The organism is Flavobacterium sp. P21 (assembly GCF_050632225.1).
In the GTDB taxonomy this organism is placed as follows: domain Bacteria; phylum Bacteroidota; class Bacteroidia; order Flavobacteriales; family Flavobacteriaceae; genus Flavobacterium.
This window is the reverse complement of the sequence record NZ_CP192585.1, coordinates 3,577,313-3,599,607: the sequence shown is the minus strand read 5'-3', so window position 1 is coordinate 3,599,607 and position 22,295 is coordinate 3,577,313. Positions and strand designations below refer to the sequence as shown.

Annotated in this window: 30 protein-coding genes; 5 read left to right on the top strand and 25 right to left on the bottom strand. The window is 33.9% G+C overall.

What is annotated here, in order from left to right; translation table 11 throughout:
- Window positions 1–87 precede the first annotated feature (87 nt).
- Window positions 88–1,683 carry a sigma 54-interacting transcriptional regulator gene (locus ACQ9BO_RS18070; protein WP_431241861.1) on the top strand — a complete coding sequence of 532 codons (1,596 nt, stop codon included), beginning with the start codon at window positions 88–90 and terminating at the stop codon, window positions 1,681–1,683.
- Window positions 1,665–2,060, top strand: a complete 396-nt coding sequence (locus ACQ9BO_RS18065) for a hypothetical protein (RefSeq protein ID WP_431241860.1) — start codon at window positions 1,665–1,667, stop codon at window positions 2,058–2,060. The genes ACQ9BO_RS18070 and ACQ9BO_RS18065 overlap by 19 nt, the downstream gene beginning before the upstream one ends.
- Window positions 2,061–2,186: 126 nt before the next feature.
- On the opposite strand, the gene ACQ9BO_RS18060 is transcribed toward ACQ9BO_RS18065, so the two are convergent.
- Window positions 2,187–2,771, bottom strand: a complete 585-nt coding sequence (locus ACQ9BO_RS18060; protein WP_431241859.1) for an alpha/beta fold hydrolase — start codon at window positions 2,769–2,771, stop codon at window positions 2,187–2,189.
- Between the two features lie 353 nt (window positions 2,772–3,124).
- Here ACQ9BO_RS18060 and ACQ9BO_RS18055 point away from each other — a divergent pair, with 353 nt between their 5' ends.
- The gene (locus ACQ9BO_RS18055; RefSeq protein ID WP_431241858.1) at window positions 3,125–3,961 is read left to right on the top strand and encodes an alpha/beta fold hydrolase; all 837 of its coding nucleotides are present in this window, start codon (window positions 3,125–3,127) and stop codon (window positions 3,959–3,961) included.
- 588 nt (window positions 3,962–4,549) lie between these two features.
- On the opposite strand, the gene ACQ9BO_RS18050 is transcribed toward ACQ9BO_RS18055, so the two are convergent.
- The 6 genes from ACQ9BO_RS18050 to ACQ9BO_RS18025 all read right to left on the bottom strand — a co-directional run bounded on the left by ACQ9BO_RS18050 (window position 4,550) and on the right by ACQ9BO_RS18025 (window position 9,125).
- Entirely contained in the window at window positions 4,550–5,230 is a 681-nt protein-coding gene (locus ACQ9BO_RS18050) for a metal-dependent hydrolase (RefSeq protein ID WP_431241857.1), read from the bottom strand.
- Window positions 5,231–5,367: 137 nt separating this feature from the next.
- Window positions 5,368–5,826 (bottom strand): SRPBCC family protein, encoded by a 459-nt coding sequence (locus tag ACQ9BO_RS18045; protein WP_431241856.1) that lies wholly within the window; start codon window positions 5,824–5,826, stop codon window positions 5,368–5,370.
- Between the two features lie 145 nt (window positions 5,827–5,971).
- Entirely contained in the window at window positions 5,972–6,832 is an 861-nt protein-coding gene (locus ACQ9BO_RS18040) for a leucine-rich repeat domain-containing protein (protein WP_431241855.1), read from the bottom strand.
- A gap of 607 nt (window positions 6,833–7,439) precedes the next feature.
- Complete coding sequence (locus ACQ9BO_RS18035; RefSeq protein ID WP_431241854.1) at window positions 7,440–7,754, bottom strand: hypothetical protein; 315 nt, start codon at window positions 7,752–7,754, stop codon at window positions 7,440–7,442.
- A 433-nt stretch (window positions 7,755–8,187) separates the two neighbouring features.
- Entirely contained in the window at window positions 8,188–8,892 is a 705-nt protein-coding gene (locus ACQ9BO_RS18030) for a ring-cleaving dioxygenase (protein WP_431241853.1), read from the bottom strand.
- Window positions 8,814–9,125, bottom strand: a complete 312-nt coding sequence (locus tag ACQ9BO_RS18025; RefSeq protein ID WP_431241852.1) for a VOC family protein — start codon at window positions 9,123–9,125, stop codon at window positions 8,814–8,816. The genes ACQ9BO_RS18030 and ACQ9BO_RS18025 overlap by 79 nt, the downstream gene beginning before the upstream one ends.
- Before the next feature lie 315 nt (window positions 9,126–9,440).
- Here ACQ9BO_RS18025 and ACQ9BO_RS18020 point away from each other — a divergent pair, with 315 nt between their 5' ends.
- Together ACQ9BO_RS18020 and ACQ9BO_RS18015 are read left to right on the top strand one after the other, a co-directional pair.
- Window positions 9,441–10,670: a sigma 54-interacting transcriptional regulator gene (locus tag ACQ9BO_RS18020; RefSeq protein ID WP_431241851.1), complete on the top strand. Its 1,230-nt coding sequence runs from the start codon at window positions 9,441–9,443 to the stop codon at window positions 10,668–10,670.
- 29 nt (window positions 10,671–10,699) lie between these two features.
- On the top strand, window positions 10,700–11,020 hold the full coding sequence (locus ACQ9BO_RS18015) for a helix-turn-helix domain-containing protein (protein WP_431241850.1): 321 nt from the start codon (window positions 10,700–10,702) through the stop codon (window positions 11,018–11,020).
- Window positions 11,021–11,028: 8 nt separating this feature from the next.
- Here ACQ9BO_RS18015 and ACQ9BO_RS18010 read toward each other — a convergent pair whose 3' ends face one another.
- The 18 genes from ACQ9BO_RS18010 to ACQ9BO_RS17925 form a co-directional block, all read right to left on the bottom strand.
- Window positions 11,029–11,379: a hypothetical protein gene (locus ACQ9BO_RS18010; protein WP_431241849.1), complete on the bottom strand. Its 351-nt coding sequence runs from the start codon at window positions 11,377–11,379 to the stop codon at window positions 11,029–11,031.
- A complete protein-coding gene (locus ACQ9BO_RS18005) occupies window positions 11,379–11,657 on the bottom strand; it encodes an alpha/beta hydrolase (RefSeq protein WP_431241848.1) in 279 nt (92 codons plus the stop codon). The genes ACQ9BO_RS18010 and ACQ9BO_RS18005 overlap by 1 nt, the downstream gene beginning before the upstream one ends.
- Window positions 11,593–12,000 carry an alpha/beta hydrolase gene (locus tag ACQ9BO_RS18000; RefSeq protein WP_431241847.1) on the bottom strand — a complete coding sequence of 136 codons (408 nt, stop codon included), beginning with the start codon at window positions 11,998–12,000 and terminating at the stop codon, window positions 11,593–11,595. Before ACQ9BO_RS18000 ends, ACQ9BO_RS18005 begins: the two co-directional genes overlap by 65 nt.
- A gap of 162 nt (window positions 12,001–12,162) precedes the next feature.
- Window positions 12,163–12,453, bottom strand: a complete 291-nt coding sequence (locus tag ACQ9BO_RS17995) for a GNAT family N-acetyltransferase (protein WP_431241846.1) — start codon at window positions 12,451–12,453, stop codon at window positions 12,163–12,165.
- Window positions 12,454–12,457: 4 nt separating this feature from the next.
- On the bottom strand, window positions 12,458–13,816 hold the full coding sequence (locus tag ACQ9BO_RS17990) for a sigma-54-dependent transcriptional regulator (protein ID WP_431241845.1): 1,359 nt from the start codon (window positions 13,814–13,816) through the stop codon (window positions 12,458–12,460).
- Window positions 13,813–14,862: a sensor histidine kinase gene (locus ACQ9BO_RS17985; RefSeq protein WP_431241844.1), complete on the bottom strand. Its 1,050-nt coding sequence runs from the start codon at window positions 14,860–14,862 to the stop codon at window positions 13,813–13,815. Before ACQ9BO_RS17985 ends, ACQ9BO_RS17990 begins: the two co-directional genes overlap by 4 nt.
- Before the next feature lie 283 nt (window positions 14,863–15,145).
- A complete protein-coding gene (locus tag ACQ9BO_RS17980) occupies window positions 15,146–15,664 on the bottom strand; it encodes a tetratricopeptide repeat protein (RefSeq protein ID WP_431241843.1) in 519 nt (172 codons plus the stop codon).
- Between the two features lie 35 nt (window positions 15,665–15,699).
- Window positions 15,700–16,101 (bottom strand): hypothetical protein, encoded by a 402-nt coding sequence (locus ACQ9BO_RS17975; protein WP_431241842.1) that lies wholly within the window; start codon window positions 16,099–16,101, stop codon window positions 15,700–15,702.
- A gap of 58 nt (window positions 16,102–16,159) precedes the next feature.
- Window positions 16,160–16,831 (bottom strand): YoaK family protein, encoded by a 672-nt coding sequence (locus ACQ9BO_RS17970; RefSeq protein ID WP_431241841.1) that lies wholly within the window; start codon window positions 16,829–16,831, stop codon window positions 16,160–16,162.
- A 5-nt stretch (window positions 16,832–16,836) separates the two neighbouring features.
- Window positions 16,837–17,310: a Dps family protein gene (locus ACQ9BO_RS17965; protein WP_431241840.1), complete on the bottom strand. Its 474-nt coding sequence runs from the start codon at window positions 17,308–17,310 to the stop codon at window positions 16,837–16,839.
- A 306-nt stretch (window positions 17,311–17,616) separates the two neighbouring features.
- Window positions 17,617–18,051: a DoxX family protein gene (locus tag ACQ9BO_RS17960; RefSeq protein ID WP_431241839.1), complete on the bottom strand. Its 435-nt coding sequence runs from the start codon at window positions 18,049–18,051 to the stop codon at window positions 17,617–17,619.
- An 83-nt stretch (window positions 18,052–18,134) separates the two neighbouring features.
- Complete coding sequence (locus ACQ9BO_RS17955) at window positions 18,135–18,263, bottom strand: hypothetical protein (RefSeq protein WP_431241838.1); 129 nt, start codon at window positions 18,261–18,263, stop codon at window positions 18,135–18,137.
- Window positions 18,260–19,948, bottom strand: coding sequence for an amidohydrolase (locus tag ACQ9BO_RS17950; RefSeq protein ID WP_431241837.1), 1,689 nt, complete (start codon window positions 19,946–19,948; stop codon window positions 18,260–18,262). The genes ACQ9BO_RS17955 and ACQ9BO_RS17950 overlap by 4 nt, the downstream gene beginning before the upstream one ends.
- 60 nt (window positions 19,949–20,008) lie before the next feature.
- Entirely contained in the window at window positions 20,009–20,641 is a 633-nt protein-coding gene (locus ACQ9BO_RS17945) for a hydrolase (RefSeq protein WP_431241836.1), read from the bottom strand.
- Between the two features lie 99 nt (window positions 20,642–20,740).
- Window positions 20,741–21,061 carry a phosphoribosylpyrophosphate synthetase gene (locus ACQ9BO_RS17940; RefSeq protein ID WP_431241835.1) on the bottom strand — a complete coding sequence of 107 codons (321 nt, stop codon included), beginning with the start codon at window positions 21,059–21,061 and terminating at the stop codon, window positions 20,741–20,743.
- A 60-nt stretch (window positions 21,062–21,121) separates the two neighbouring features.
- Entirely contained in the window at window positions 21,122–21,562 is a 441-nt protein-coding gene (locus ACQ9BO_RS17935) for an alpha/beta fold hydrolase (protein ID WP_431241834.1), read from the bottom strand.
- A gap of 16 nt (window positions 21,563–21,578) precedes the next feature.
- Window positions 21,579–21,788, bottom strand: coding sequence for an alpha/beta fold hydrolase (locus ACQ9BO_RS17930; protein WP_431245152.1), 210 nt, complete (start codon window positions 21,786–21,788; stop codon window positions 21,579–21,581).
- A complete protein-coding gene (locus tag ACQ9BO_RS17925; protein ID WP_431245229.1) occupies window positions 21,698–21,937 on the bottom strand; it encodes an alpha/beta fold hydrolase in 240 nt (79 codons plus the stop codon). The genes ACQ9BO_RS17930 and ACQ9BO_RS17925 overlap by 91 nt, the downstream gene beginning before the upstream one ends.
- Window positions 21,938–22,295 lie beyond the last annotated feature (358 nt).

Genomic DNA, 22,295 nt, shown 5'->3' with positions numbered 1-22,295 from the left:
TTGACAAAAAAGTTAATTTACTTCGATTAATTAAGTAATTTTATCTCAATGTTTTAGATTTGTAATAACACTAAAAATACCACAAAAATGGAAATAGCTTCTGGTCACGTTCAAAATTCGCCCGAATCTAATTTTAAAAGGAAGATTTTAATTGTAGAAGATCAATTTATTGAAGCACATGATTTACAGTTGATTCTCGAAAAGGCTAATTATGAAGTGACCGGAATTGCACGTTCGGTGGATCAGGCTTTGGAGCAAATTGAGATCGAAAAACCTGATCTGGTTTTCTTGGATATTATGCTGAAAGGAAGCAGAAGCGGCATTGAACTAGCGTATTTTCTTAAAGAAAAATATATTGGCTTTATATTTATTTCGGCCAACTCTAGCAAAAGCATTCTGGATCAGGCTAAAATGACACAACCCTACGGATTTATTGTAAAACCTTTTCGCGATCAAGACGTTCTCACGACTTTGGAAATTGCATTTTATCGCCAGCAATATAGTTTGGAAACCCAGTTGATGCAACAGTTTCAGCTCCAAAAAGAAATTACAGAAATTATAAATTCAGATTTAAAAAGAGAAGAAGCATTGCTGGCGTTCGGCAAAATAGTTCAAACGTATATTCCTTTCGATTATTTAGAAACGGGATTTGTAACGGCTAATAACTATGACAATCTCGGAATTATTCGAAAAAATATAGATTTGTATCAAATTATTGATTCCAAAAAGCTTTCACAAATTGCGGCAGTTTCTGAAAAAGAATTGAATGAAACCTACAATAAATCGAAAAAGGATAAAAACCCGATTATTTATAGTGAAGAATCGTTAATCAATAATCTTCAGGAAGCACCAATAAAAGCTCTTATTGCTCATAGTTTCAGAATTAAATCGTATTTGGTTTTTCCTATTTCGGTCGCTTCAATTCAGTGTTATCATTTTACTTTTTACAGCAGGAATTTAAACGTGTATTCTCAAGAAAATTTAAAACTCTTGAATTCTCTTGAACATACTTTCTCTCAGTTTATCAATAAAATTTATTCGAAACAAGATTTCAGTTCAACAACTCAAAAAACTGAAATTAAACAAACGAAAAACACAAAAACAACAGAAGGTTTTGAAGGAATTATTGGCAACAGCTCACAAATGATTTCTGTTTTCAATTATATCCGAAAAGTGGCTCCGTCTGATACTTCTGTTTTGGTTTTAGGCGAAAGTGGTACAGGAAAAGAAAAAATTGCGCAAAGCATTCATGCTTTATCTCCAAGAAAAGACAAACCATTTGTTGTAATTAATTGTGGCGCTATTCCCGAAAATCTTGCTGAATCATTGCTTTTTGGACATGAAAAAGGTGCTTTTACAGGTGCTTTAGACCGCAGAATTGGCAAATTTGAACTCGCAGAGGGTGGCACTGTTTTTCTAGATGAAATAGGAGAGATGTCGTTAGAGCTTCAAGTGAAATTATTGCGTGTTTTGCAGGAAAGAGAAATTGAGCGCGTTGGTGGATCGTCATCTTTAAAAATTGATGTTCGAATTATTGCCGCAACTAATAAAAATCTTGAAGAAGAAGTTGCGGCGGGAAGATTTAGAATGGATTTGTATTATCGTTTGCACGTTTTCCCGATTCTTGTTCCTTCGCTCAAAAAAGAAAAGAAGATATTCCAGATTTGGCAAATCATTTCATAAAAGTATATAGTGAGAAACTGGGTCGCAAAGCTCCAATTATTTCTGATTTTGCGTTGCGACAAATCATAAATTACAATTGGCCAGGAAACATTAGAGAACTAGAACACGTAATGCGGCGTGCCATTTTGCTGACAGAAGGAAATACAATCAAAGAAATTGAACTTTCGATGTCTGCAAAAATGCATCCGGAACAAACTTCTGAATCATTTTCTATCAAAACGATTCTAGAAAATGAGCGCGATTATATCCTTTATATTCTTAAAAAATGCAACGGAAAAATTTCTGGAGCTGGTGGCGCGACAGAGATTTTAGATATTCATCCGTCAACGCTGAATTCGAAAATAAAGAAATTGGAAATTAAGAGAGAAATCAGTTAAGCAATTTTTTTAAGCCAATTCGCAATAAATTCAGCGACAGTTTTCCAATTTTCCTGTTTTAAAACAAGATGATTGCTTTCAGGAAATTCTTTGTAACAACTTATCGAATGGACATTGTTGTATTTTTTAAAATTTGAATGCTGAATTGAAGTCACGATAAAGTGATCTTTGGAACCAGAAACAAATAACAAAGGGCAATGTTTTTTTGTGAAATCTATTTTTGAAGTCTTGAGATAAAATATCTCTTAGAACTAATTTGGATTCTGGAATTGCTAATTTTTCATACGTTTCTTTTTGTTCTTCGAATGACATTTCATTGGCAAAATAATATTGCCATTTTTTGAAAGGCATCAAATACGTTTTATCTGCAGAAGCAAAAAAAGAAACAGTGCTCCAAATTGTTTTATAAAAGGAAAAACGGAAATAAACTATTTCTGCTGGAGGAATGGCATGCATACAAACTCCAACAGAAACCAATTCTTTCTGAACCAATAATTGTGTTAAAAGTCCGCCATAGGAATGACCAATCAAAATTGGTTTTTCTGGCAGTTTTTCAATAATTTCAGCATAATAATCAACCAATTCGGTCAGTCGAAGATTGGCGATTTTGGGGTTTGAATTCGTTTGTCTTAAAGTTTCTGATGTTTCATTTTTGTACGGCCAAGGCGGTGCAACAGTTTTATATCCTTTGCTTTCAAAAAAACAATCCATTCTTCCCAACAAGAATGACTAACAAACGCCCCCGTAATAAACATAATCGTTTTTTTGTTAGATAAGTACATAGGCTCACATCGTTAAGATTGATTCAAGAAAGCAAGACAAATTTGGTTTTCAAAAACAAAAGGAATGCCTTTTTTGTAAAGTATTGATTATAAAAGCATTTGTGCAAAAGAGAATTTTTAGAATTATTATATATCGTTAAAAAGGAGTTTAAATTATTGAAATATCATAATTTGAAATGTTATGGTAATTTGTAAGTGCTTTATTTTTAAGTGTTTTGTGTTTTGGTTTAATCTTTGCCTGCCTCAATTCAAAAAAATGATTGCAATTTTTAAATTATAATTATGAAAAAAATTTATGATGCAGAAACACGTTTTGCCGATCTCGGCGATCGTAAAATTGCTTACCGTTCTTACGGAAAAGGGAAAGCGATATTTTTTGTAAACCGTTTTAGAGGAACTCTCGATACTTGGGATCCGTTATTTGTGGCATTGATGGCAAAAAAGTTCAATGTTATTGTATTTGATTATTCAGGAATTGGTTCTTCTACAGGCAGTTTAGCGCCCGATTTGACAATTGTTGCCAAGGATATTAAAGACCTTGCCGATTTTTTGAAATTGGATTCAATTGCGGTTTTAGGATGGTCTTACGGCGGATTGGTAGCACAAGCGGCAACTTTATTATATCCTAATCTTGTTACGCATGCGGTTTTAGTGGGTACAAATCCGCCGGGAACAAATTTGGTTCCAATTGAGCAGGCGTTTTATGATGCGACCTTAAAACCTTTAAATGATTTTGAAGACGAAATTGTTTTGTTTTTTGAGCCAAAATCAGAGTCTAGCCGATTGGCGCCTAAAGCTTCACATGACAGGATTCATAAAAGAATTGAAGTTGAAAAAATTCCATCAACAATGGATGTTTTTCAGTTGTATTTTGGCGGAGGCGATAGTTTTAGAGAAGATGTTTTAAATTTTAGAGAACAAATTAAAAAAACGAAAACGCCAATTTTGATTATTTGTGGCGATCACGATATTAGTTTTGCAGTAGAAAATTGGTATTCATTTTTCAATCAAATGACTAATGCCCAACTCGTTGTTCATTCTGGTACTGGACACGCGCCGCAACATCAATATCCAGAATTGACTTCAAAACAAATCATTAACTTTATAAAATACACATAATAGATTTAGAATTTCATTCACGCATAGGATTGAAATTCTATAAAAAATAGTATGTGTTAAAAGGAATAGTTTCAGCTACTATTCCTTTTTTTATAACGATTTATTACCGTTCCAATATTCCTTAGAGACGCACTGCAGTGCGTCTAAAGTATTGTGGATTTTCGTTGCGTAGACGCACAGCAGTGCGCCTCTACGATATGCTTTGTGTTAAAATCTGCGAGAGATAATTTGCTCGAAAAGACGCAAAGGCGCAAAGTTTTAATTTATTAAGCCTCGTATTAAAAAATCTGCAAAATCTGCAAAATCTGCGAAATCAGCGAGAGGAAAAATTGCTAACAAAGGCGCAAAGTTTTTATTTTTATCATTCCAAATATTCCGTAGAGACGCACTGCAGTGCGTGTAACGTATTGTAGATACTGTGCAACATTGCGTCTCTACAATATGCTTTGCGCTGAAAATCTGCGGGAGAAAAATAAAATGCAATTTTTGAATATTTTTTAGAAACGGTTTTTTTTAATAAAAAAACATAAATGATATTTCGCTAAAAAAACTTTTTTAGCGAAATATAACAGAGAAAAATGCTCTAAATTAAATATCGATTGTAGTATTTATTTTTGGCAAATAAAGTTGAAGATTAGCATTTTTGAATGCATCCAATGCTTTTTGATGATCCATAACAATGAACCCAAAAGTGTCGTAATGAACACCTAAAACTTTAATCACGCCCACAAGTTTTGAAGCTTCAATAGCTTCTTCAATTCCCATTGTGAGTCCGTCGCCAATAGGGAAAACGGCAAAGTCAAGTTTAGTGAATTTTGGAATAATCTGCATATCTAGAGTAAGTGCGGTATCGCCACTATAATAGAAGTTTCCGTCAGAAGTTGTAAGCACAAATCCGCAGGCAATACCGCCATAAGAGCCATCCATAAAACTGCTTGGATGTTGTGCAATCACGCATTTTACAGTTCCGAAATCAAAATCAAATTTTCCGCCTGGATTGATAGGATGCGCGTTTTCGATTCCGTTTTTTAAAAGCCAGTTATAGATTTCAAAATTCCCGAGCACTTTTGCTCCAGTGTTTTTTGCAATTCTTTCTACGTCTAGAATATGATCATAATGTGCATGCGAAATGAAAATATAATCAGCTTTTATGGCATCTACATCAACATCTTTTGCTAATTCATTTGGAGTAATAAAGGGATCAAAAAGAATATGTTTTCCATTGGCATAAACCGAGAAACAGGAATGTCCGTAATAGGTAATTTTCATGATTAAAGATTTAATTAGTTAATAGTCAGTATTGTTTTCAATAAATATGCCAGCGGATTTTAATAAAAAAAGCCGCCCAGATTTTTGACAGCTTTTACAATTATTTTATGTGTTTGATATAAAATCAAATGAGTTTTTTATTTTTCTGAAACTTCTTTTAATTTATCCATTGCCTTTGGATACATACTATTGAAATAATCCAAATAGTCATCAATAACATCCATTTCTACAGTTACGGTTGTAATGCCGTTATTTTCCTGAAAAGTATAATTTTCATGTCCGCCAGCCCATTTTTCTACTTGTTCGCCTGTGGTTACTTCAGTGTCTCCATCTAAAAAACCGTAATGACGAATGGAAACAAAATCAGCAGGTTTATGTTCTGCAATTTCCGATACCATTCCGCCTCTTTTGCCGTTTTCATCTGTTCCAACAAAAAGGATTTTGCTTCCTTTGTCCCAACTGCCTTCGTAAGTAGAAGTAGGGTTGAAGGTGGCCGTCCAATATTCATAAGTGGCTTTGTCCTTTAAGCCGAGCATCGTTTCATATACTTTTTGAGCTGATGCATTTATCTCTTTTTTAAATTGTAATTTTTGCATGGCTTCTTTGTTTTTTGAAGTTTGTAAATCAGTTCTAAGTCTATTTATTTAAACTAAAAAATCATACTTTAGAACTATAAATTTACGATTATAATTTGTAATCTAGGTTAATGCCTGTAAGCGTCTGCCATTTTCTATATGATATTTATAAATATAAAGGTATGTCTTTAAATTTTCGTTTTAATCTATTTTTAACTTGAGTGTTAAGCATGTTGTTTTTAAAATGAATATCGCCCAAAGACTTCATATTAAAGAATGATTCGGGTAAGGTTGTAAGATTGTTGTCGTCCATTGCTAAGCCATATAAATTAGGTAGTTTTCCAAAATTATCGGGCAGTTCTTCTATTTTATTGCTATCAAGACCAAAGTAGGTCAAACTTGTTAAATCAACAATGCTTGCGGGTAATTTAGAAATCAAATTTTTATCAAAATACAGCCAAGTCAGTTTTTTTAAATTTCCAATTGATGTTGGCAATTCTGAAATTTTATTGTAAGAAAAGCTTAAATATACCAAGCCAGAACAATTTCCTATTGTAACAGGCAGTGAAGTAAGTTCGTTACTGGAGATTTGCAAACTATATAAGTTTTTTAGGTCGCCAATAGTACTCGGAAGTTCTTTTATTTTGTTATTTGCACACTCAAAAACTATTAGGTTATTAAGTTTGCCTATATCTTGCGGAAGCTCCGCAAGTTTGTTCATCTCTAATTTCAGATGTGTTAGATTTTTCATTTTTGTAATAGACGAAGGAATTGAGGGAACTTCATTAAACATCACGTTTAATTCTATTAAGCTATCAAATGTTGAAATCCATTCGGGTATTTCTGTAATGTCATTAAATGCTAGATTTAGTGATTTAAGGTTAGTAAAAAGTTTGACTTCCTCAGGTATTTTTGTCAAAGATTGAGAAGACAAATCTAAAATTTGAACTTCTGTTGGAGATTTCATCGCCTCTGAAATGGTTTTGTAAACTTTCAGTCCTCGAAGATTTTCAGGAGGAACAGACATTGTTACAGCGCTATTGGAATGTGAAAACACTTCATTATCACCTGCAATTGTTAGCTCTACAGGTTCAGACTCAGGTAAATCATTTTTTTGGTTTTCAATTGCTCTTTATGCGATTGACAAGATGTAACAAGCATTAAAATGATTACTAGGTATTTCATTGTTTTTTATTTAGGATTTTTAATCACTTAATCCGATCGCGCGGATTTGCAATCCGTGCCCGCAACAGTAAGACACAAAGCAAATTATAAAAACAAAATTTACGTTTTTTTATTTACCGTTCGTTAGCGCAGATTTGTAATCTGTGCCCGCAACAGTAAGACACAAAACAAATCACTAAAGCACAAGTTACACAATAAATGTACTTTTTTATAATTACAAATAATACTCTCCAATCTTTGCGGGCACGGATTACAAATCCGCGCTATCGTTGCGGTGATAGATCTGCGCGATCGGGTTAGTGGAACGTGCCGCAACTTCGCGCAGTAGCGACTGTGTGAAACGTTTATTTCTTGCTAAGATAAGATTTTCTAGCGGCGAATCGAAAGTTGTTGTTTACGACAAAAGTAGCTATTGTGCTAAACCGCTGTGATGTGTAGCGCTATTGAGTTTAAAACTTTTTTACTTTTAGATCTTTTCGCATTTCTGCAATTATTTTCTTTTCAATATCTTCAAAAGGTTTATTGATTTTTAATTTATTTGAGGCTTCGAAGAATTCATTTAAGTTATCAGAATTTTTAACTGCTATATGTTTATAAAATTTTTCAAAAACTTCTTGAAATTCAGCGCGAATTTTATCTAAATCTGATATCATATCATCTGACAAAAAAGGTTGATTTATAGTATAGAACTCAATGTATTCATTTATTTTCAGCATCAGTTCTTTTCCTTCTTCTACGCCGCCTAAATATTGAAATCTATACAACTCTTTTTTTATTGTATAAGTTTTTTTAGTAAATCTCTATAGATGTCAACTTTTTCTTTAAAAAGACCTCCATAAGCAATTTTACTTTTTTCAATAGATTTACTTGTCCAAAGATAAAAGATTATATTTCCAATTATAGTTATAATAATTGGTAAATATTTTTCGATAAAAGTAGGTTCTATATTGCACATTTGTTAAAGCATTACACATAACTTATATATAAGTCTGATGAAACTAGATTTATCAGACTTAGTTTGGTTAGCTTTGTCTGATAAAAATCATTTTTTATAATTATCCAAATATAAAAGAATTTACTTACGCACAATCGAAATCCGATTAAATTTGCTAAAAACAAAAAAAGCCATCCCAATCAGGACAGCTTTTTCAAAAAAATAGTTGTGATATTCGGGTTAAACCCAATTTATTAAGCGAATTAATTTATTTTAACCAAATGAGCTTCAATCGCTTCTCTTTGAGACTCATATTGTGCAGGAAGTTTTAGGTTTTTGCCTAATTCTTCTAAGCTTTCATCTACAGTAAATCCAGGATTATCGGTAGCGATTTCGAATAAAACACCGCCTGGTTCTCTGAAATATAAAGAGTGGAAATATTGTCTGTCGATTTGTGGCGTAATCTGTAATCCGTAATCTTCGATTTTTTCTCTGAATTTCATCAAAATTTCATCATTTGGCACACGGAAAGCTACGTGGTGAACAGTTCCGTTGGCGTTTAAACCACGTTTTTCATCAGCTAATTCTACTAAATCTACGATTGCGACATTTTCAACAGCATCTGTTGCATAACGGTAACGGTTTACATCTTGGTCAATTAATTTATAACCAAATATTTCTGTTAATACCGCGACAGTTGGTTTGATGTCGTTTAAAGTCAAGGTAATGTTATGGAAACCTTTTGTTGCCACATCTGCTTTTACTTCGTCAGTTTCCCAAGCTTTTCTGTTGTCTTCGGTTTTAGATTCGATTAATTCTAATTTCAATCCGTCTGGATCTAAAAAAGTCAAATATTTCTCTCCGAATTTTTCAGCCGGTTTATTGTAAATTACGTTATATTTTTCAAAACGTTTTTGCCAGAAATCCAAGCTTCCTTTTGGAACAGAATATCCAATTTCAGTTGCCATTCCAGAACCTTTTCGTCCTTGTTGGATTCCTTCTCCCCAAGGGAAAAAGTCAAGATCGTTCCTGCACTTCCCACTTCGTCACCAAAGTAAAAATGGTATGTTCCTGGATCGTCAAAATTCACTGTTTTTTTGATGAATCTCAATCCTAAAATGTTTGAATAAAAGTTAAAGTTGCGTTTAGCGTCACCTGCAATAGCAGTAATATGGTGTAAGCCTAAAATTTTATTTTCCATGGTATTTTTATATTAAATTGTTGTTTGATTTTCTTATACAAATTTACGTCGGTTATGCTTCTGCATCGATTAACCTAGATTAAGAAATGAAGTAGAAGCATTTTTGAAACTTTTAAACGATAACCAAATAACATTCCACTCGAATTAATGTCTTAGTATTCAAGGATTTTTAAATAAAGTTCGTTTTAAGATTACACGATATATCGTGATTTTACGGAATGTGAACTGTATATTTAGAAAATCGATGGTTATTTAATTAAGACTATTTCTTAAATTTACTTTTTTACCGCCAAGAAATACCACCGAAATACCATTATGGAAAAGCCGATAGATCAAACTGCAATCCTAAAAAACCGAATGCAGGAAAGAGAAAAAGAACAAAAACTCATTTTAGCTATCTGCGCATCACTTTCTCAAGTTTCGAATAAAATAGAATTTAATGCTATTGTTGAAAATGTTTTAAAAGACAATTTTCAGTTTGATGATTTTATTTTGATTTCGTCAAATGAAGAGGAAACAGAATATCAACTCTTTTATCAATCTTCGAATAAAATCGAAGAAACAAAAAAGTATATTTTAAATGATGGATTTTTTGACTGTTGTTTGAATTCTGCAGACTTGGTTGTTTTTAATTTAACCGAAAATCAAAAACATCCAGATTATATTCAGGGAGTTTATAGAAAAGGTTTTAAAAATGGAGTAGGGATTGCTCTTCCGTATAATAAAGGAAACCGAAATGTTCTTTTTCTTTTCTTCAAAAAGGGCAATACTTTCAGTAAAGAATCTAATCGTATTTTAAGAGGAATTCTGACACAATTATCTATTACTATTCGAAATATTAGCTTGACGGAAGAATGCGAAAGAATTAAGCTTGAATTGACAACATTGAAAAGAAACGCTTCTCAAAATTTGGAAGCAACTATTGCGACACAAAATCTAGGGTTTAATGGAATTATTGGAAACAGCGATGCCATACAAAACGTGAACAGATTGATTTCGCAAGTAGCATCTTCTCCTTCAACAGTTCTCATTTTTGGGGAAACAGGAACCGGGAAAGAATTGGTTGCAAGAGCAATTCACGATTTATCGCAGGGCGCCAACAACAAAATGATTAAAGTCAATTGTGCATCGATTCCAGAAAATTTAATTGAAAGCGAATTATTTGGACATGAAAAAGGGGCTTTTACTGGAGCGACACAGCAAAGAATAGGCAAATTTGAAGAAGCAGAAAACAGCACCATTTTTTTAGATGAAATAGGAGAGTTGCCTTTAGAATTGCAAGGAAAGCTTTTACGTGTTTTGCAAGAAAAAGAAATTGAACGTGTTGGCGGAAACAAAAGTATAAAAGTAAATGCAAGAGTAATTGCGGCAACCAATAGATCACTAGAAAAGGAAGTTTCAGAACAAAGATTTAGAAGTGATTTGTATTATCGTTTAAATGTTTATCCAATTCTATTGCCGGCCCTCCGAGAGCGTAAAGAAGATATTGAAGTTTTAGCTAATTTTTCTTGGCAAAATACGCACAACGAGCAGGTAAAAATATAAAGGGTTTTACCAAAAAAGTGCTTAATAATATGAGAGCAAATCCTTGGCAAGGAAATGTGCGCGAATTGGAAAATATGATTGAAAGAAATGTTTTGTTTGCTAAGGACGATGTCATTAAAGAAATGGTTTTTCCTGAAATTTTTAAATCAGAATTGAGTTTTTCTGAAACGACATTACATACTAAAACATTGCAGGAAGTAGAGAAGGAGCACATTTTAAAAGTGATTAAAAAATGTAACGGAAGAATTTCGGGCCCACAAGGCGCGACCAAATTATTAGGACTTCCGCCAACAACTCTTGCTTCCAGAATGCAAAAAATAGGAATTAAAAGAGAGCATTTTTTAGAGTGAGAATGACATTATAATTTTATAAAAATTGACTTCCTCAGTCTAGGCTCAATATTTTTTGTTTTGTGACCTTTTCCTGTAGTGTCTTCTACCAATAATATTGAACCAGTTGGGAATGTTCTCTTTTCACCTAATGAAGTTTCGATTTCTACGCCGCCATCCAATAAAACAATATATTGACGGTCTGGAGCATTATGAAAATCGTAATCATAAGAAGGACTGACTTCTCTGAAAACGATCGATTTGACAGGCTCGTCATCAGATAAAAAACCAATGTCGCCATTGTTCTTCAACGGAACTTCAAAAACTTCAAAATGACTTTCGCCGTTGGAGTCACTGTAAACACGAGTAATCGTAATCATTATTTTTTATTGAAAATCAATGCGTTTGCACAATCTACCTCATCCTGGCTAATAGTATGTCCCATATTTGGATAGATTTTTTTAGTAACATCTGCTCCCATTTTTTCCATCAAAGCTTCAGTCTCATTTACTCTTTCTACAGGAACATGAAAATCGGGATCGCTTGTTCCTATAAAAACAGGAGTGTTTTCGAAGTTTCCAGTATAATGATTTTCATAAACTTGGTCGCCAATCAGTCCGCCAGTAAATGCTACGATGCCGCCATATTTTGCAAGCATTTCTAGTGGTGAATTCTAAAGCAAGACAGGCTCCTTGCGAGAAACCTAAAAAGTAAATGTTTTCTTTTTCAATTCCGTTTTGCTGAATGGCTACAACAACTTGATGAATGGCTTCTAATGATTTTGAAAACGAAGGTTCGTTTTGATCAAGAGGTGCTAAAAAAGAATAGGGATACCAAGTTCTATTTTCTGCCTGAGGCGCTACCAATGCAAAATCATCCACTTTAAGATGTTTTGCAATAGACAAGATATCGTGAGCTCCAGCGCCACGTCCGTGAATCATGACCAATGCTTTTTTAGCTTCGTTTAAAGGTACGCCGTCAGTTAATATTTCTGTGTTCATAGTTTTTTATCTTTTATTTTCATCTATGTCTGTTTTAAACCTATAGAAACATAGTTTTTTGTTTTGCATAAAGATATAGCTTGTTTTAATAATTCAAGCTCATTTCATTTTCTTATAGATTAATCAGATTTTTACAAATCTTTTGTCTTGCATCTTTCGTCTTTACTTTTTCCAAATATCTTCATACTCGTCTGGATGTCTTTTGAATTGCGCGTGCACGTAAGGACAAAGTGGCAAAACTTTTAAATTATTGGCACGAACATATGCCACCATTTCTTCTAAAAGTTTTTTTGCATAACCTTTTCCTTCACCTTCTGGTTCGACTCCAGTATGATAAACTGTCAATAAATCGGGTTTGATGCTAACGGTCATTTCGCCTAATTTTTTTCCGTCAACATAAAGATTAAAAGCACCGTGCTTTTTCTCGTCTAATTCTAGTTTTATTGTTTCCATATTTTTAATTATATCCTTGTTTTATACCTAATTTTTTCATTTTAGAAAATAAAGTCTGCGGTTGCATTTTTAATAGCTCTGCGGCACCTCCAGCGCCAGAAACTTTTCCTTCACACAAAAAGAGAGCATTCATTATATGTTCTTTTTCCATTTCTTCCATTGATTTTATTTTCCCTGGAATTTGTTCCACAGCAACGGAAGTTTTTATAGGAAGATCAAATTTTTCGATTTCATTAGTTTTAGCCAACAACACATTTCTTTCGATTAAATGCTCTAATTCACGAATGTTTCCCGGCCAATCATAATTGTTTAATTCTTCTAAAGCATTCGGACTTATACTTTTTACATTCTTTCTAGTGAGTGTGGCATATTTTTTTAGAAAATGATTTGCAAGTGCTTCAATATCTTCCTTTCGATCTTTCAGCGTTGGCAATTGTATCGGAAAAACATTCAAACGATAATACAAATCAAGTCTAAAACGTCCTTCGGCAACTTCTTTTTCTAAAATTCTATTGGTTGCCGCTACAACACGAACATTGATTTTGATGGTTTTATTGCTTCCAAGTCTTTGAATTTCTTTTTCTTGTAATACGCGCAATAATTTTACTTGAGAGTCTAAGGGAAGTTCTCCAATTTCATCGAGAAAAATAGTGCTGTTTGCGACTTGTTCAAATTTACCAATTCTCAAAGAATTGGCTCCAGTAAAAGCACCTTTTTCATGCCCAAAAAGCTCAGATTCAATCAAGGATGGTGTTAAAGTGGCGCAATTTACAATTACAATGGAATTTGATTTGTGCGACGACAAATTGTGTATCGAATGTGCCACTCTTTCTTTTCCTGTACCGCTTTCGCCCAAAATCAACACAGAAGTCTCAGCTGGTGCAACAAGTTTTATTTTCTCTATAACATCTTGTAAAAGCGGACTTTTGCCAATGATTTCTGAAATTTCATTATTTACGCCTTCGTTATCAATTGAAGCTAAAGTTCCAATTTCTTCATTATATTTATATTTTGCAATATCCAGCATTACAACTAAATCTTTTTCGCGAAATGGTTTCACTAGAAAACCATACGGATTTGTTGCTTTCACCGCTTCTAGCGTAGTCTGATTCGTATTTGCAGAAATGTAAACGAAAGGCAAATTTATTTTGCGAAGTTCCCACGCTAAATCTATTCCTGTCAGAGCGCCTTTGAGTATAATATCAAGCAGTACCCAATCTGGCTGTTTTTCTTCTATAAACTTTTTGGCCTGAGCAACAGAAGAAGCAATCCCTACAACTTGATAACCCGCTTTTTGCAACATGATTTTTAAATCATTTGCAACAATGAATTCATCTTCAACAATTAAAATTTTCTCTTTCATTGTAGTATTGCTGTAATTTCAGAATCTTCAACAACAGTTTCAAATTCATTATTTCTTGTAAATGTAACCTTGATTTTTAATCCGTTATCATTTTTCATTTCAAAAATTCCGTCTATTTGTGAGCTTAAGCCGGTCATCAAACTCATACCAAGTGAATCTCTTTCAGCATAGTTGAAATTTTTAGGAAGACCAATGCCATTATCTGCAATAATGAGTTCATAATCATTTTGTCCAATCTTTTTTAACGAAATGAGAATTTCACCTTTTCGCTCTAAAGGAAAAGCATATTTGATTGCATTACTGATGGCTTCATTTGTAATTAATCCAAGAGGAACAGCTTGTGCAACATCAAGACAGGTATTTTTTATTTCTAAAACAAAATTGATTTTTCCGTCTGTATCATAACATTCTTTCATGTAATTGATTAATTCATAAATATACCAAGACATATCGATATTTGAAAGATTATCAGATTGATATAATTTTTGATGAATCAATGACATGGCATGCATTCTATGCTGGCTGTTTTGAATGGCGAGTAATGCATCTTCATTATCCAAATAAGCAGATTGAGTATTTAATAAGCTAATTACAATCTGAAGATTATTTTTAACACGATGATGAATTTCTTTCAGAAGCCATTCTTTTTCAATCAGCATTTTTTTATTGAGCTCATTTTGCTCGTTGATTTGCTGACGTCGCATTTCTAATTCTTCATTCTTTTTCTTTTTAACTCTGAAACTATTGTATAAAAGTCCTAGAATGAGAATTAAGACCAAAACACTTCCAATAAAGACATATTTTACAACATTGTCTTTCTGAATTTGAATTTGCTGTACTTTGGCTTGTTGCGTTAGTAATTCAATATTTTTATCCTTTTTATTGCTTTCATATTGTACTTGAAGATTGTTGATTTGTTTGCTCGTCTCACCTTTGTAAATAGTATCTAAAATGTTTTTATAAAGCTGATAATGTTTTATGGCATCCAGGTATTTTCCTCTTGAAGAATCTGCTTTAAACCAGATAAGATAATTATCCGATAGCATTATCGTATTTTTTGCTGTTGTTGCAAGCGAATCTAAGCGATGAAGTAATGGATATAACTCATTATAGTTTTTTAACTGATAATGATAACGGACAAAACTTCTCAGAATCGGCAATCTGTTTTCGGCTTTTTTTCGGCATTTTTGCCATAATAGGCTACCAATTTTTTATAGTATACTGTGGCTTTTTCATTATTATTTAGCACTCGGTAAATACCAAGAAAAAGGTAATTTTCTTTTATCAGCCTCTCCTCATCATAAGAAGGATAATTTGCCTGCATTTCTTTTAAAAGTTGGAGTGCATCATTTCCTTTTTTTGCAAAATAAATGTTGAACAAAGATTATCGCCAATTGTCCTGACGTAATCTGTATCTTTATGCTTTTTGGCTATTACCAGACCCTTATAAAAATATTCCGCCGCATTATTTTTCTTTTGAAGATTGAGATACGCCATTCCAACATGATTGTAAATCGCACTTAGCTGTAGTGAACTATCACGTACCGCTAAGGCTGTTTTTTCTGCTAAAAGTGCATACTTCAAAGCCTCGGCAAAATTTCCTGTATGGGTATAACCGTCAGAAAGTAGATTATAGACACCTTGTAAATGAGGAAATTTTATCGATTGATACAAAAGAAGCGATTCTTTTAAAAGTGCTATACCTTTTTCCTCATTTTCATTCATAAGATATAATTCACCGGTTTCTTTTAAAACACCCGCCTGCTTAGCTTTTGCGCCTAATTTTATCAATAGCGGAATCGCCATTTCTTTGTATTTAATTCTCTCATCTAGAGATTCGCCATACATAGAAAGTTCTAAGTAAGCATCTGCCTGAAGTTCTGTTAAATAGTTTTGTTTGGAATATTGCGGCGCTTCTTTTGCTTTTTTAAGCCTTTTTCAGAATCTCCTTTTTCTCTATTAATCTGAGCGTTAAGAAGAATTGATTTTCCAATCCCAGATTTATAGTTTAATTGAGTACCTAATCGTTTTGCTTGTAAGTTTATACTATCGGCTTGATCGAGATCTGCCTTGTATTCGTGATCTTTGTTTAGATAATAAGCACTTAAAAGCAATAGTAAATCAACTTTTTGGCGATCATTATCTGCTTCAGCAATTCTTGTTTTTAGTTCTTTAGGATTCTTTTTTAATTGTGTCTGAGCGTTTAAATATGCTGAAAAAAACAAAAAAAATGCACATAAAATTTTTATGTGGTTTTTGGCAATAATACAACGGATAAAATTCATTTTTTAAAGGTACTATTATTATCAGCAATCTGCAATTTGCAATCCAAAAATTCTATGTTTATCGCACTTCGCGATGATACCAGTAACAAATAATCATTGCAGTTCCAGGAAGAATTAAGGTCCCCAATCCGAAAAACTTACCTGCAACTGCTCCCATAAAACATCCAATCAAAAATCCAATTATAGTGACTAATTGCTTTTTAAAGCTTAATAAAACCTCAGCATCTTTAAGTCCATTTTTTAGCAAGTTTCCCAGATCTAGAGAAGCTTGGGTTACATTTCCGGTCATCATAGTTGTTGGTCCATGCGTTTCTTTGGCGTAAAGCTTTCCAAAAGCATTCTGAAGTCCCATTGCAAATACAGTTGCCATTGCGACAGAATAAATTGCCCATTCTGAAGTATTGTCAAAGTAGCCAAAAAGATAGGCTCCAATACCACTTAAAACCAATATTACGCCTTCCCAAAACAAAATCGTATATCGATTGGTCGCTTTTAAAGCGATTCTTCCACCGGCAATTACAGCAATTATGAACACAGGAAATGTCAATAATTTTACCCATGCATGAATGTCATATCCTTTGATGATTTGGTAAGCAAAAACAATAAAGTTTCCTGTAACGTGCGCAGAAAAAATTGAATCGGCGGCGACAAAAGTCACGGTATCGCAATACCCTGCAATCATGGTGAGAAGCAGGGTTACGTACCAAATGTTTTTTTGTTGTAGTTCCATAGTTTTTAGTTCAAATGTGCACGAAGCATCCAAGCCATTTTTTCATGATTTTCAACAAGTCCTGTGATAAAATCACTTGTACCTGCATCTTGAAGTTCATTGGCAATACTGTTGATGTTTTCACGCAAATAGATTATGATGCTTTCATGATCCAAAAGCAATTCTTTAATAAAACCATTGGCATCATTTTTCTCTTTTAATTCTTCTGTAAGATGTGTCAATGCTAAGAAATCCTTTAACGTTGCAGGCGCATAATGCCCTAAAGATCGGATTCTTTCAGCAACTGTATCGACAATTTCGTCAATGGCATCATATTGTTGTTCAAAGAAAAGATGTTTGTTATAAAAATCTGGACCTTCAACATTCCAGTGTGCTCTTTTTGTTTTGGTATAAAGAACAAATTCGTCTGCAAGAATTTTAATTAATACCTCAACAACTGCTGAGATGTTTTCTTGTTTAATTCCGATGTTTGTTTTCATTTTTGAATTGGGTTTTATTAAGTTATGAGTTATGAATTATGAGTTTTGAGTTATGAAGGAATCTAAATGAATAAACACATAGAAACATAGATTTTCTTTGATTTGGAAAAGAATAAAGAAAGAAACTAGTTTCTCACACATAGATCTTTTTGTTGAAAAAGGGCAGATGAAAAAAATATAAATCTGCTTAATCTGCTCAATCTGCGAGAGAATAAAATATGCTATGTGTATTAATGCAAAGTGAAACGCCTTTTTTACGAATCAAATAGCTATGTTTCTATGTGTTAAAAATATTCTGTGTTTAAATTAATTGTTTACGAACGTCAATAAATAATAATCAAGTGAATAAGATCCTGCGCCAAGTGCAAGAAGTAATAACAATGATAAAGTGTACATATAAGGAACGTCGCGCACTTCGAGTGAATCATTTTTGTGAACCACAAAATAGCCAATTGCTGTTACGCCGATTGTGGGTAAAACAGCCAACCTTGTTCCGAGTCCGAGCATGATGAAAAACGGAATTATGGTATCTGAAAATGTTGCGACTAATCCATTTAGCTTTTCAGGCAAATGTAACGGATTTGGAACATGTTCTTTTTGACCGTTTTCAACTCTGAATTTTTTCATTCCATGCACTCTAAACAATTCAACTGCAAGCAGAATTCTAAAAATCAAAATTGCTCCATTATTGAAGGACGATCCTAAATCGGAATGCAGGATTTGTTTGATAATTTCAATCATTTCATCAAGATTTAAAAAGCAAAACAGGAGCAACCTAATGCACCCCAAAATGCATGATAATTATTAACCGGAACATTGCTCATTCAGGCGGCGTCGTGATTATGTGCGTGAACGCCACAACTTCCGCTACAACTGTGAATCTGTGCCGTCAGTTTTGGTTTTGAAGATGCTTTTGCATTTTTTTCAATTGCGCTTTGCAAGTTGCTTCTCACCGGATAGCCGTTGTAAATATTTGTTGGGGACCAATCTGGCAAAATCGGAATATGAGGAGGGAGAAAGATGAAAAATCACCATTGGCATAAACAATTTTTCCGTCAACAATCGTCAAATCAGATTCGATTTTTTTGATTTCTTCATCTTCAATGGTAAAATAGTCGCGATCTAAAACAGTTAAATCAGCAAACATTCCTACTTTGATATCTCCTTTTTTGGTTTGTTCTTGCGAAAACCAAGCACTTCCTCTCGTATATAATTCTAAAGCCGTTTGCCTGTTCAATCTTGTTTCATTGTACAATTGCAAACCTCCAACAGTTTTTCCAGCTGTCATCCAATACATTGAAACCCACGGATTGTAACTGCTCACACGTGTGGCATCTGAACCCGCGCCCACAGGAACTTCCATTTCAAGCATTTTTTTGATTGGTGGTGTATTTTCAGCGGCTTTTGCTCCATAACGATCTGTAAAATATTCTCCTTGATAGGCCATTCTGCTTTGTACAGCAATACCACCTCCTAAAGCTTTTACGCGTTCGATGTTTCTTTCATCGATGGTTTCGGCATGATCAAAAATCCAAGGAAGCCCATTGAAAGGAATGTCTCTGTTGATCTTCTCAAAAACGTTTAAAAATCTTGTAATGCTTTCGTTGTATGTAGCATGAAGCCTGAAGGGCCAACGGTTTTCTACTAAAAGACGCACGACTTTTTCTAATTCGGCTTCCATATTTTCGGGAAGATCGGGTCTTGGTTGAAGAAAATCCTCAAAATCGGCGACAGAGAAAACCAGCATTTCCCCAGCTCCGTTGTGACGATACATATCATTTCCTTGATATAATTTCACCGTATCAATCCAATCGGAGAAATCTTCAAATTCATGTTTGGGTTTTTGAGTAAAAAGATTGTAGGCAATTCTTACGGTCAATTGTTTCTTTTCATTCAATTCATTGACCACTTTATAATCGTCAGGAAAATTTTGAAATCCGCCACCAGCATCAATAACACTTGTAATTCCGAAACGATTCAATTCTTTCATATAATGACGAGTCGAATTGATTTGGTGTTCATAAGAAAGCGTTGGACCTTTTGCTAAAGTCGAATACAAAATCATGGCATTTGGCGTTGCAATTATAAGTCCAGTTGGTTCGCCGTTGGAGTCGCGTTCTATATGTCCGCCCGGTGGCGCTGGAGTGTTTTTGTTGTAGCCAACTGCTCTTAAAGCGGCTCTATTCATAAAGGCGCGATCATACAAATGAAGAATAAAAACAGGAGTATCAGGCGCAATCGCATTAATTTCTTCCAAAGTCGGCATTCTGCGCTCAGCAAATTGGAATTCTGACCAACCGCCAACCACGCGAACCCATTGCGGATTCGGAGTACGATCGACTTGCTCTTTCAACATTCTAAGCGCATCTGCTAAGGAAGGAACACCATCCCAGCGTAATTCTAAATTATAATTCAAGCCACCACGAATAAGGTGAATATGTGAATCGTTGATTCCGGGAACGACTCTCTTATTCTGAAGATCAATTATTTTAGTTTCTTCAGAAGAAAAACTCATAATGTCGCTATCATTTCCAACAGCAATAAATTTTCCGTCTTTGATTGCAACTGCCGTAACATTTGGAGTTTCTGGATTGAAACTATGAATTTTTCCGTTGAATAAAATTAAATCTGCTTTCATAAATTAATTGATTAGAGTTGTGCTTCGGATAGGTTCTGATATTGTAAATGAGTTTACTGATTAGTGTTTCAGCATTGTGTGTGCGTATTGAATTCCTATACCGTATGAACCTCCATATTTTTTCATTAAAGAAGTTACAGGACCGTAAGTTTCTTGACGAGCCCAATCTCTTTGAAGTTCTAATAAATATTGGATAGCAGTTATCGGAATTGCGCCAGCTTGTATCATTCTTTCTACAGCACGCTCGTGAGCTTCTTTGCTTACATCGCCACAAGCATCTGTAATTACATATACTTGGTAACCTTCTTCGATGGCTGATAAAACCGGACCAACGATGCAAACACTTGTCCATAATCCAGCAAGAACTAATTTTTGTTTTTTCTTTGCTACAATAGCTTTATAAGCATTTTCATCTTCCCAAGTATTCATTGTTGTACGATCGATATATCCAGAAGTTGCAATTGGATAAAACTCTTCTACTTCAGGAAATACTGGTCCAGAAAAACTTTCTTCTGCAACGGTTGTTACAATTGTACTTACATTAAAAATTTTTGATGCTCCTGCAACAATTGCAACATTTGTACGTAATTCGTGTACAGGAAGATTACTTGTAGCAAAAGCCATTTGTCCTTCAAAATCGATTAATACTAAAGCGTGATTGTCTGGGGTCAATAAGTTAACAGATGGTTTCATATGGTTTATTTTTTAAGATTTATAATTAGTTAAGCCAATGAAAGGCGAAACTTTTAATTTGTTTGCTAAAGAATTTGTCTTTCGAAAAGACATTTTAAATTATTGATGTATTGAAAGTTTTCTAATCATTTCAGTTGAAACACTGTCGGCATAAGTCCCGAAAGCACTTGTTAGGACACCTTTCAAATTATGAATTTCAGATGTAATGCCGTACACAATATCTTCATCTGCGGGATTACTATCGCCTTCAAAGCGAAATAAATATTCAATTTTGAATTCTTCGGGCGACAAGCTTTGTTTAGTAGTGTTGCATTGAAGACAATCTGAATCAATATTAAAATCGGCTGTAAAACCTTCAGAATTCAGCCATTGCAAAGCTTCAGTAACTGTGTCGAAAGAGGGTTGTTGGAAAAAACTCATAATGTAATAAGATTAAAACTGCCTGTAAAAACAGACCTTTTGCAGGCAGTTTTGATTGATTTATTTGATGAAAGCCAAAATATCCTTGTTGATTGTTTCTGCCTCGGTTGTAGGCATTCCGTGAGGAAACCCTGGGTAAGAAATCAATTTTCCGTTTTTCAGCAATGCGGCTGATTTTGGTGCCTGATGATAAGGAACGATCTGATCATCTTCTCCGTGCAATACAAGAACTGGTATATCTAAACTTTTAAGATCTTCTCTAAAATCAGTTTCAGAAAAAGCTTTGATTCCTTCATAATGCGCTAAAACAGATCCCATCATTCCTTGACGCCACCAATTTTGCTTAATCCCTTCTTGAACGGTTTGTCCTTCGCGATTCCATCCATAAAAAGGAATAGGGAAATCATAAAAATATTGTGATCTAGTAAAAGCTGTTCCGTTTCTGATTTCGTCAAAAATTGACAATGGAACACCTTCAGGATTTGATTCGCTTTGAACCATAATTGGTGGTACCGCACTAATGATTACTGCTTTTGCAATACGTCCTTTTCCATATTTGGCGACGATAACGAATTACTTCACCACCTCCAGTTGAATGCCCTACGTGAATTGCATCTTTTAAATCTAAAGCTTCAACTAATTGAGCAATGTCAGATGCATAAGTTTCCATGTTATTTCCTTCAGAAGTTTGGCTTGAACGTCCGTGTCCGCGACGGTCGTGTGCAATAACTCTGTAGCCTTTTTTACGAAAAACATCATTTGTGCGTCCCAATCATCACTTGACAATGGCCAGCCGTGATGAAAAACAATTGGTTGTCCCGTTCCCCAATCTTTATAATAAATTTCTGCTCCGTCTTTTACTTTAAATGTGCTCATGGTTTTTGATTTTAAGATTAATAATGTTTTGAATTTTTATTTATATAGATTATTTATTTCTGTTTTTTAACAATAAACTTGTTTAATATTCAGATTAACAATGTTTCTGATGCAAATGTATTATGGTCTTACTGGTGTATCGATTAATCTAGATTAAGAAGTAAAAAATACTGCTCATTTTAGTATTAGATTTCGCTTATAAGGCCATATTTGACGGTCTTCATCTGTGTCATTTTATAATTTGTGCCAGAATGCCAAAGAATAGCCAATTAGTGTGCCTTAATTCTTAAAACCTTTACTGGTAAGGCTTTTTGTGTTTTAGGCTATTATTTTAGTAGCGATATATCGTTAATTTATG

Bases quoted from the DNA above. Each gene is read 5' to 3' on its own strand.
- ACQ9BO_RS18070 (WP_431241861.1), top strand. From the start codon at position 88: ATGGAAATAGCTTCTGGTCACGTTCAAAATTCGCCCGAATCTAATTTT.
- ACQ9BO_RS18060 (WP_431241859.1), bottom strand. From the start codon at position 2,771: ATGGATTGTTTTTTTGAAAGCAAAGGATATAAAACTGTTGCACCGCCT.
- ACQ9BO_RS18055 (WP_431241858.1), top strand. From the start codon at position 3,125: ATGAAAAAAATTTATGATGCAGAAACACGTTTTGCCGATCTCGGCGAT.
- ACQ9BO_RS18050 (WP_431241857.1), bottom strand. From the start codon at position 5,230: ATGAAAATTACCTATTACGGACATTCCTGTTTCTCGGTTTATGCCAAT.
- ACQ9BO_RS18045 (WP_431241856.1), bottom strand. From the start codon at position 5,826: ATGCAAAAATTACAATTTAAAAAAGAGATAAATGCATCAGCTCAAAAA.
- ACQ9BO_RS18040 (WP_431241855.1), bottom strand. From the start codon at position 6,832: ATGTCTGTTCCTCCTGAAAATCTTCGAGGACTGAAAGTTTACAAAACC.
- ACQ9BO_RS18030 (WP_431241853.1), bottom strand. From the start codon at position 8,892: ATGGCAACTGAAATTGGATATTCTGTTCCAAAAGGAAGCTTGGATTTC.
- ACQ9BO_RS18025 (WP_431241852.1), bottom strand. From the start codon at position 9,125: ATGGAAAATAAAATTTTAGGCTTACACCATATTACTGCTATTGCAGGT.
- ACQ9BO_RS18020 (WP_431241851.1), top strand. From the start codon at position 9,441: ATGGAAAAGCCGATAGATCAAACTGCAATCCTAAAAAACCGAATGCAG.
- ACQ9BO_RS18015 (WP_431241850.1), top strand. From the start codon at position 10,700: ATGAGAGCAAATCCTTGGCAAGGAAATGTGCGCGAATTGGAAAATATG.
- ACQ9BO_RS18010 (WP_431241849.1), bottom strand. From the start codon at position 11,379: ATGATTACGATTACTCGTGTTTACAGTGACTCCAACGGCGAAAGTCAT.
- ACQ9BO_RS18005 (WP_431241848.1), bottom strand. From the start codon at position 11,657: ATGCTTGCAAAATATGGCGGCATCGTAGCATTTACTGGCGGACTGATT.
- ACQ9BO_RS18000 (WP_431241847.1), bottom strand. From the start codon at position 12,000: ATGAACACAGAAATATTAACTGACGGCGTACCTTTAAACGAAGCTAAA.
- ACQ9BO_RS17995 (WP_431241846.1), bottom strand. From the start codon at position 12,453: ATGGAAACAATAAAACTAGAATTAGACGAGAAAAAGCACGGTGCTTTT.
- ACQ9BO_RS17990 (WP_431241845.1), bottom strand. From the start codon at position 13,816: ATGAAAGAGAAAATTTTAATTGTTGAAGATGAATTCATTGTTGCAAAT.
- ACQ9BO_RS17985 (WP_431241844.1), bottom strand. From the start codon at position 14,862: ATGCTATCGGATAATTATCTTATCTGGTTTAAAGCAGATTCTTCAAGA.
- ACQ9BO_RS17980 (WP_431241843.1), bottom strand. From the start codon at position 15,664: ATGTATGGCGAATCTCTAGATGAGAGAATTAAATACAAAGAAATGGCG.
- ACQ9BO_RS17975 (WP_431241842.1), bottom strand. From the start codon at position 16,101: ATGAATTTTATCCGTTGTATTATTGCCAAAAACCACATAAAAATTTTA.
- ACQ9BO_RS17970 (WP_431241841.1), bottom strand. From the start codon at position 16,831: ATGGAACTACAACAAAAAAACATTTGGTACGTAACCCTGCTTCTCACC.
- ACQ9BO_RS17965 (WP_431241840.1), bottom strand. From the start codon at position 17,310: ATGAAAACAAACATCGGAATTAAACAAGAAAACATCTCAGCAGTTGTT.
- ACQ9BO_RS17960 (WP_431241839.1), bottom strand. From the start codon at position 18,051: ATGATTGAAATTATCAAACAAATCCTGCATTCCGATTTAGGATCGTCC.
- ACQ9BO_RS17950 (WP_431241837.1), bottom strand. From the start codon at position 19,948: ATGAAAGCAGATTTAATTTTATTCAACGGAAAAATTCATAGTTTCAAT.
- ACQ9BO_RS17945 (WP_431241836.1), bottom strand. From the start codon at position 20,641: ATGAAACCATCTGTTAACTTATTGACCCCAGACAATCACGCTTTAGTA.
- ACQ9BO_RS17940 (WP_431241835.1), bottom strand. From the start codon at position 21,061: ATGAGTTTTTTCCAACAACCCTCTTTCGACACAGTTACTGAAGCTTTG.
- ACQ9BO_RS17935 (WP_431241834.1), bottom strand. From the start codon at position 21,562: ATGGTTCAAAGCGAATCAAATCCTGAAGGTGTTCCATTGTCAATTTTT.
- ACQ9BO_RS17925 (WP_431245229.1), bottom strand. From the start codon at position 21,937: ATGAGCACATTTAAAGTAAAAGACGGAGCAGAAATTTATTATAAAGAT.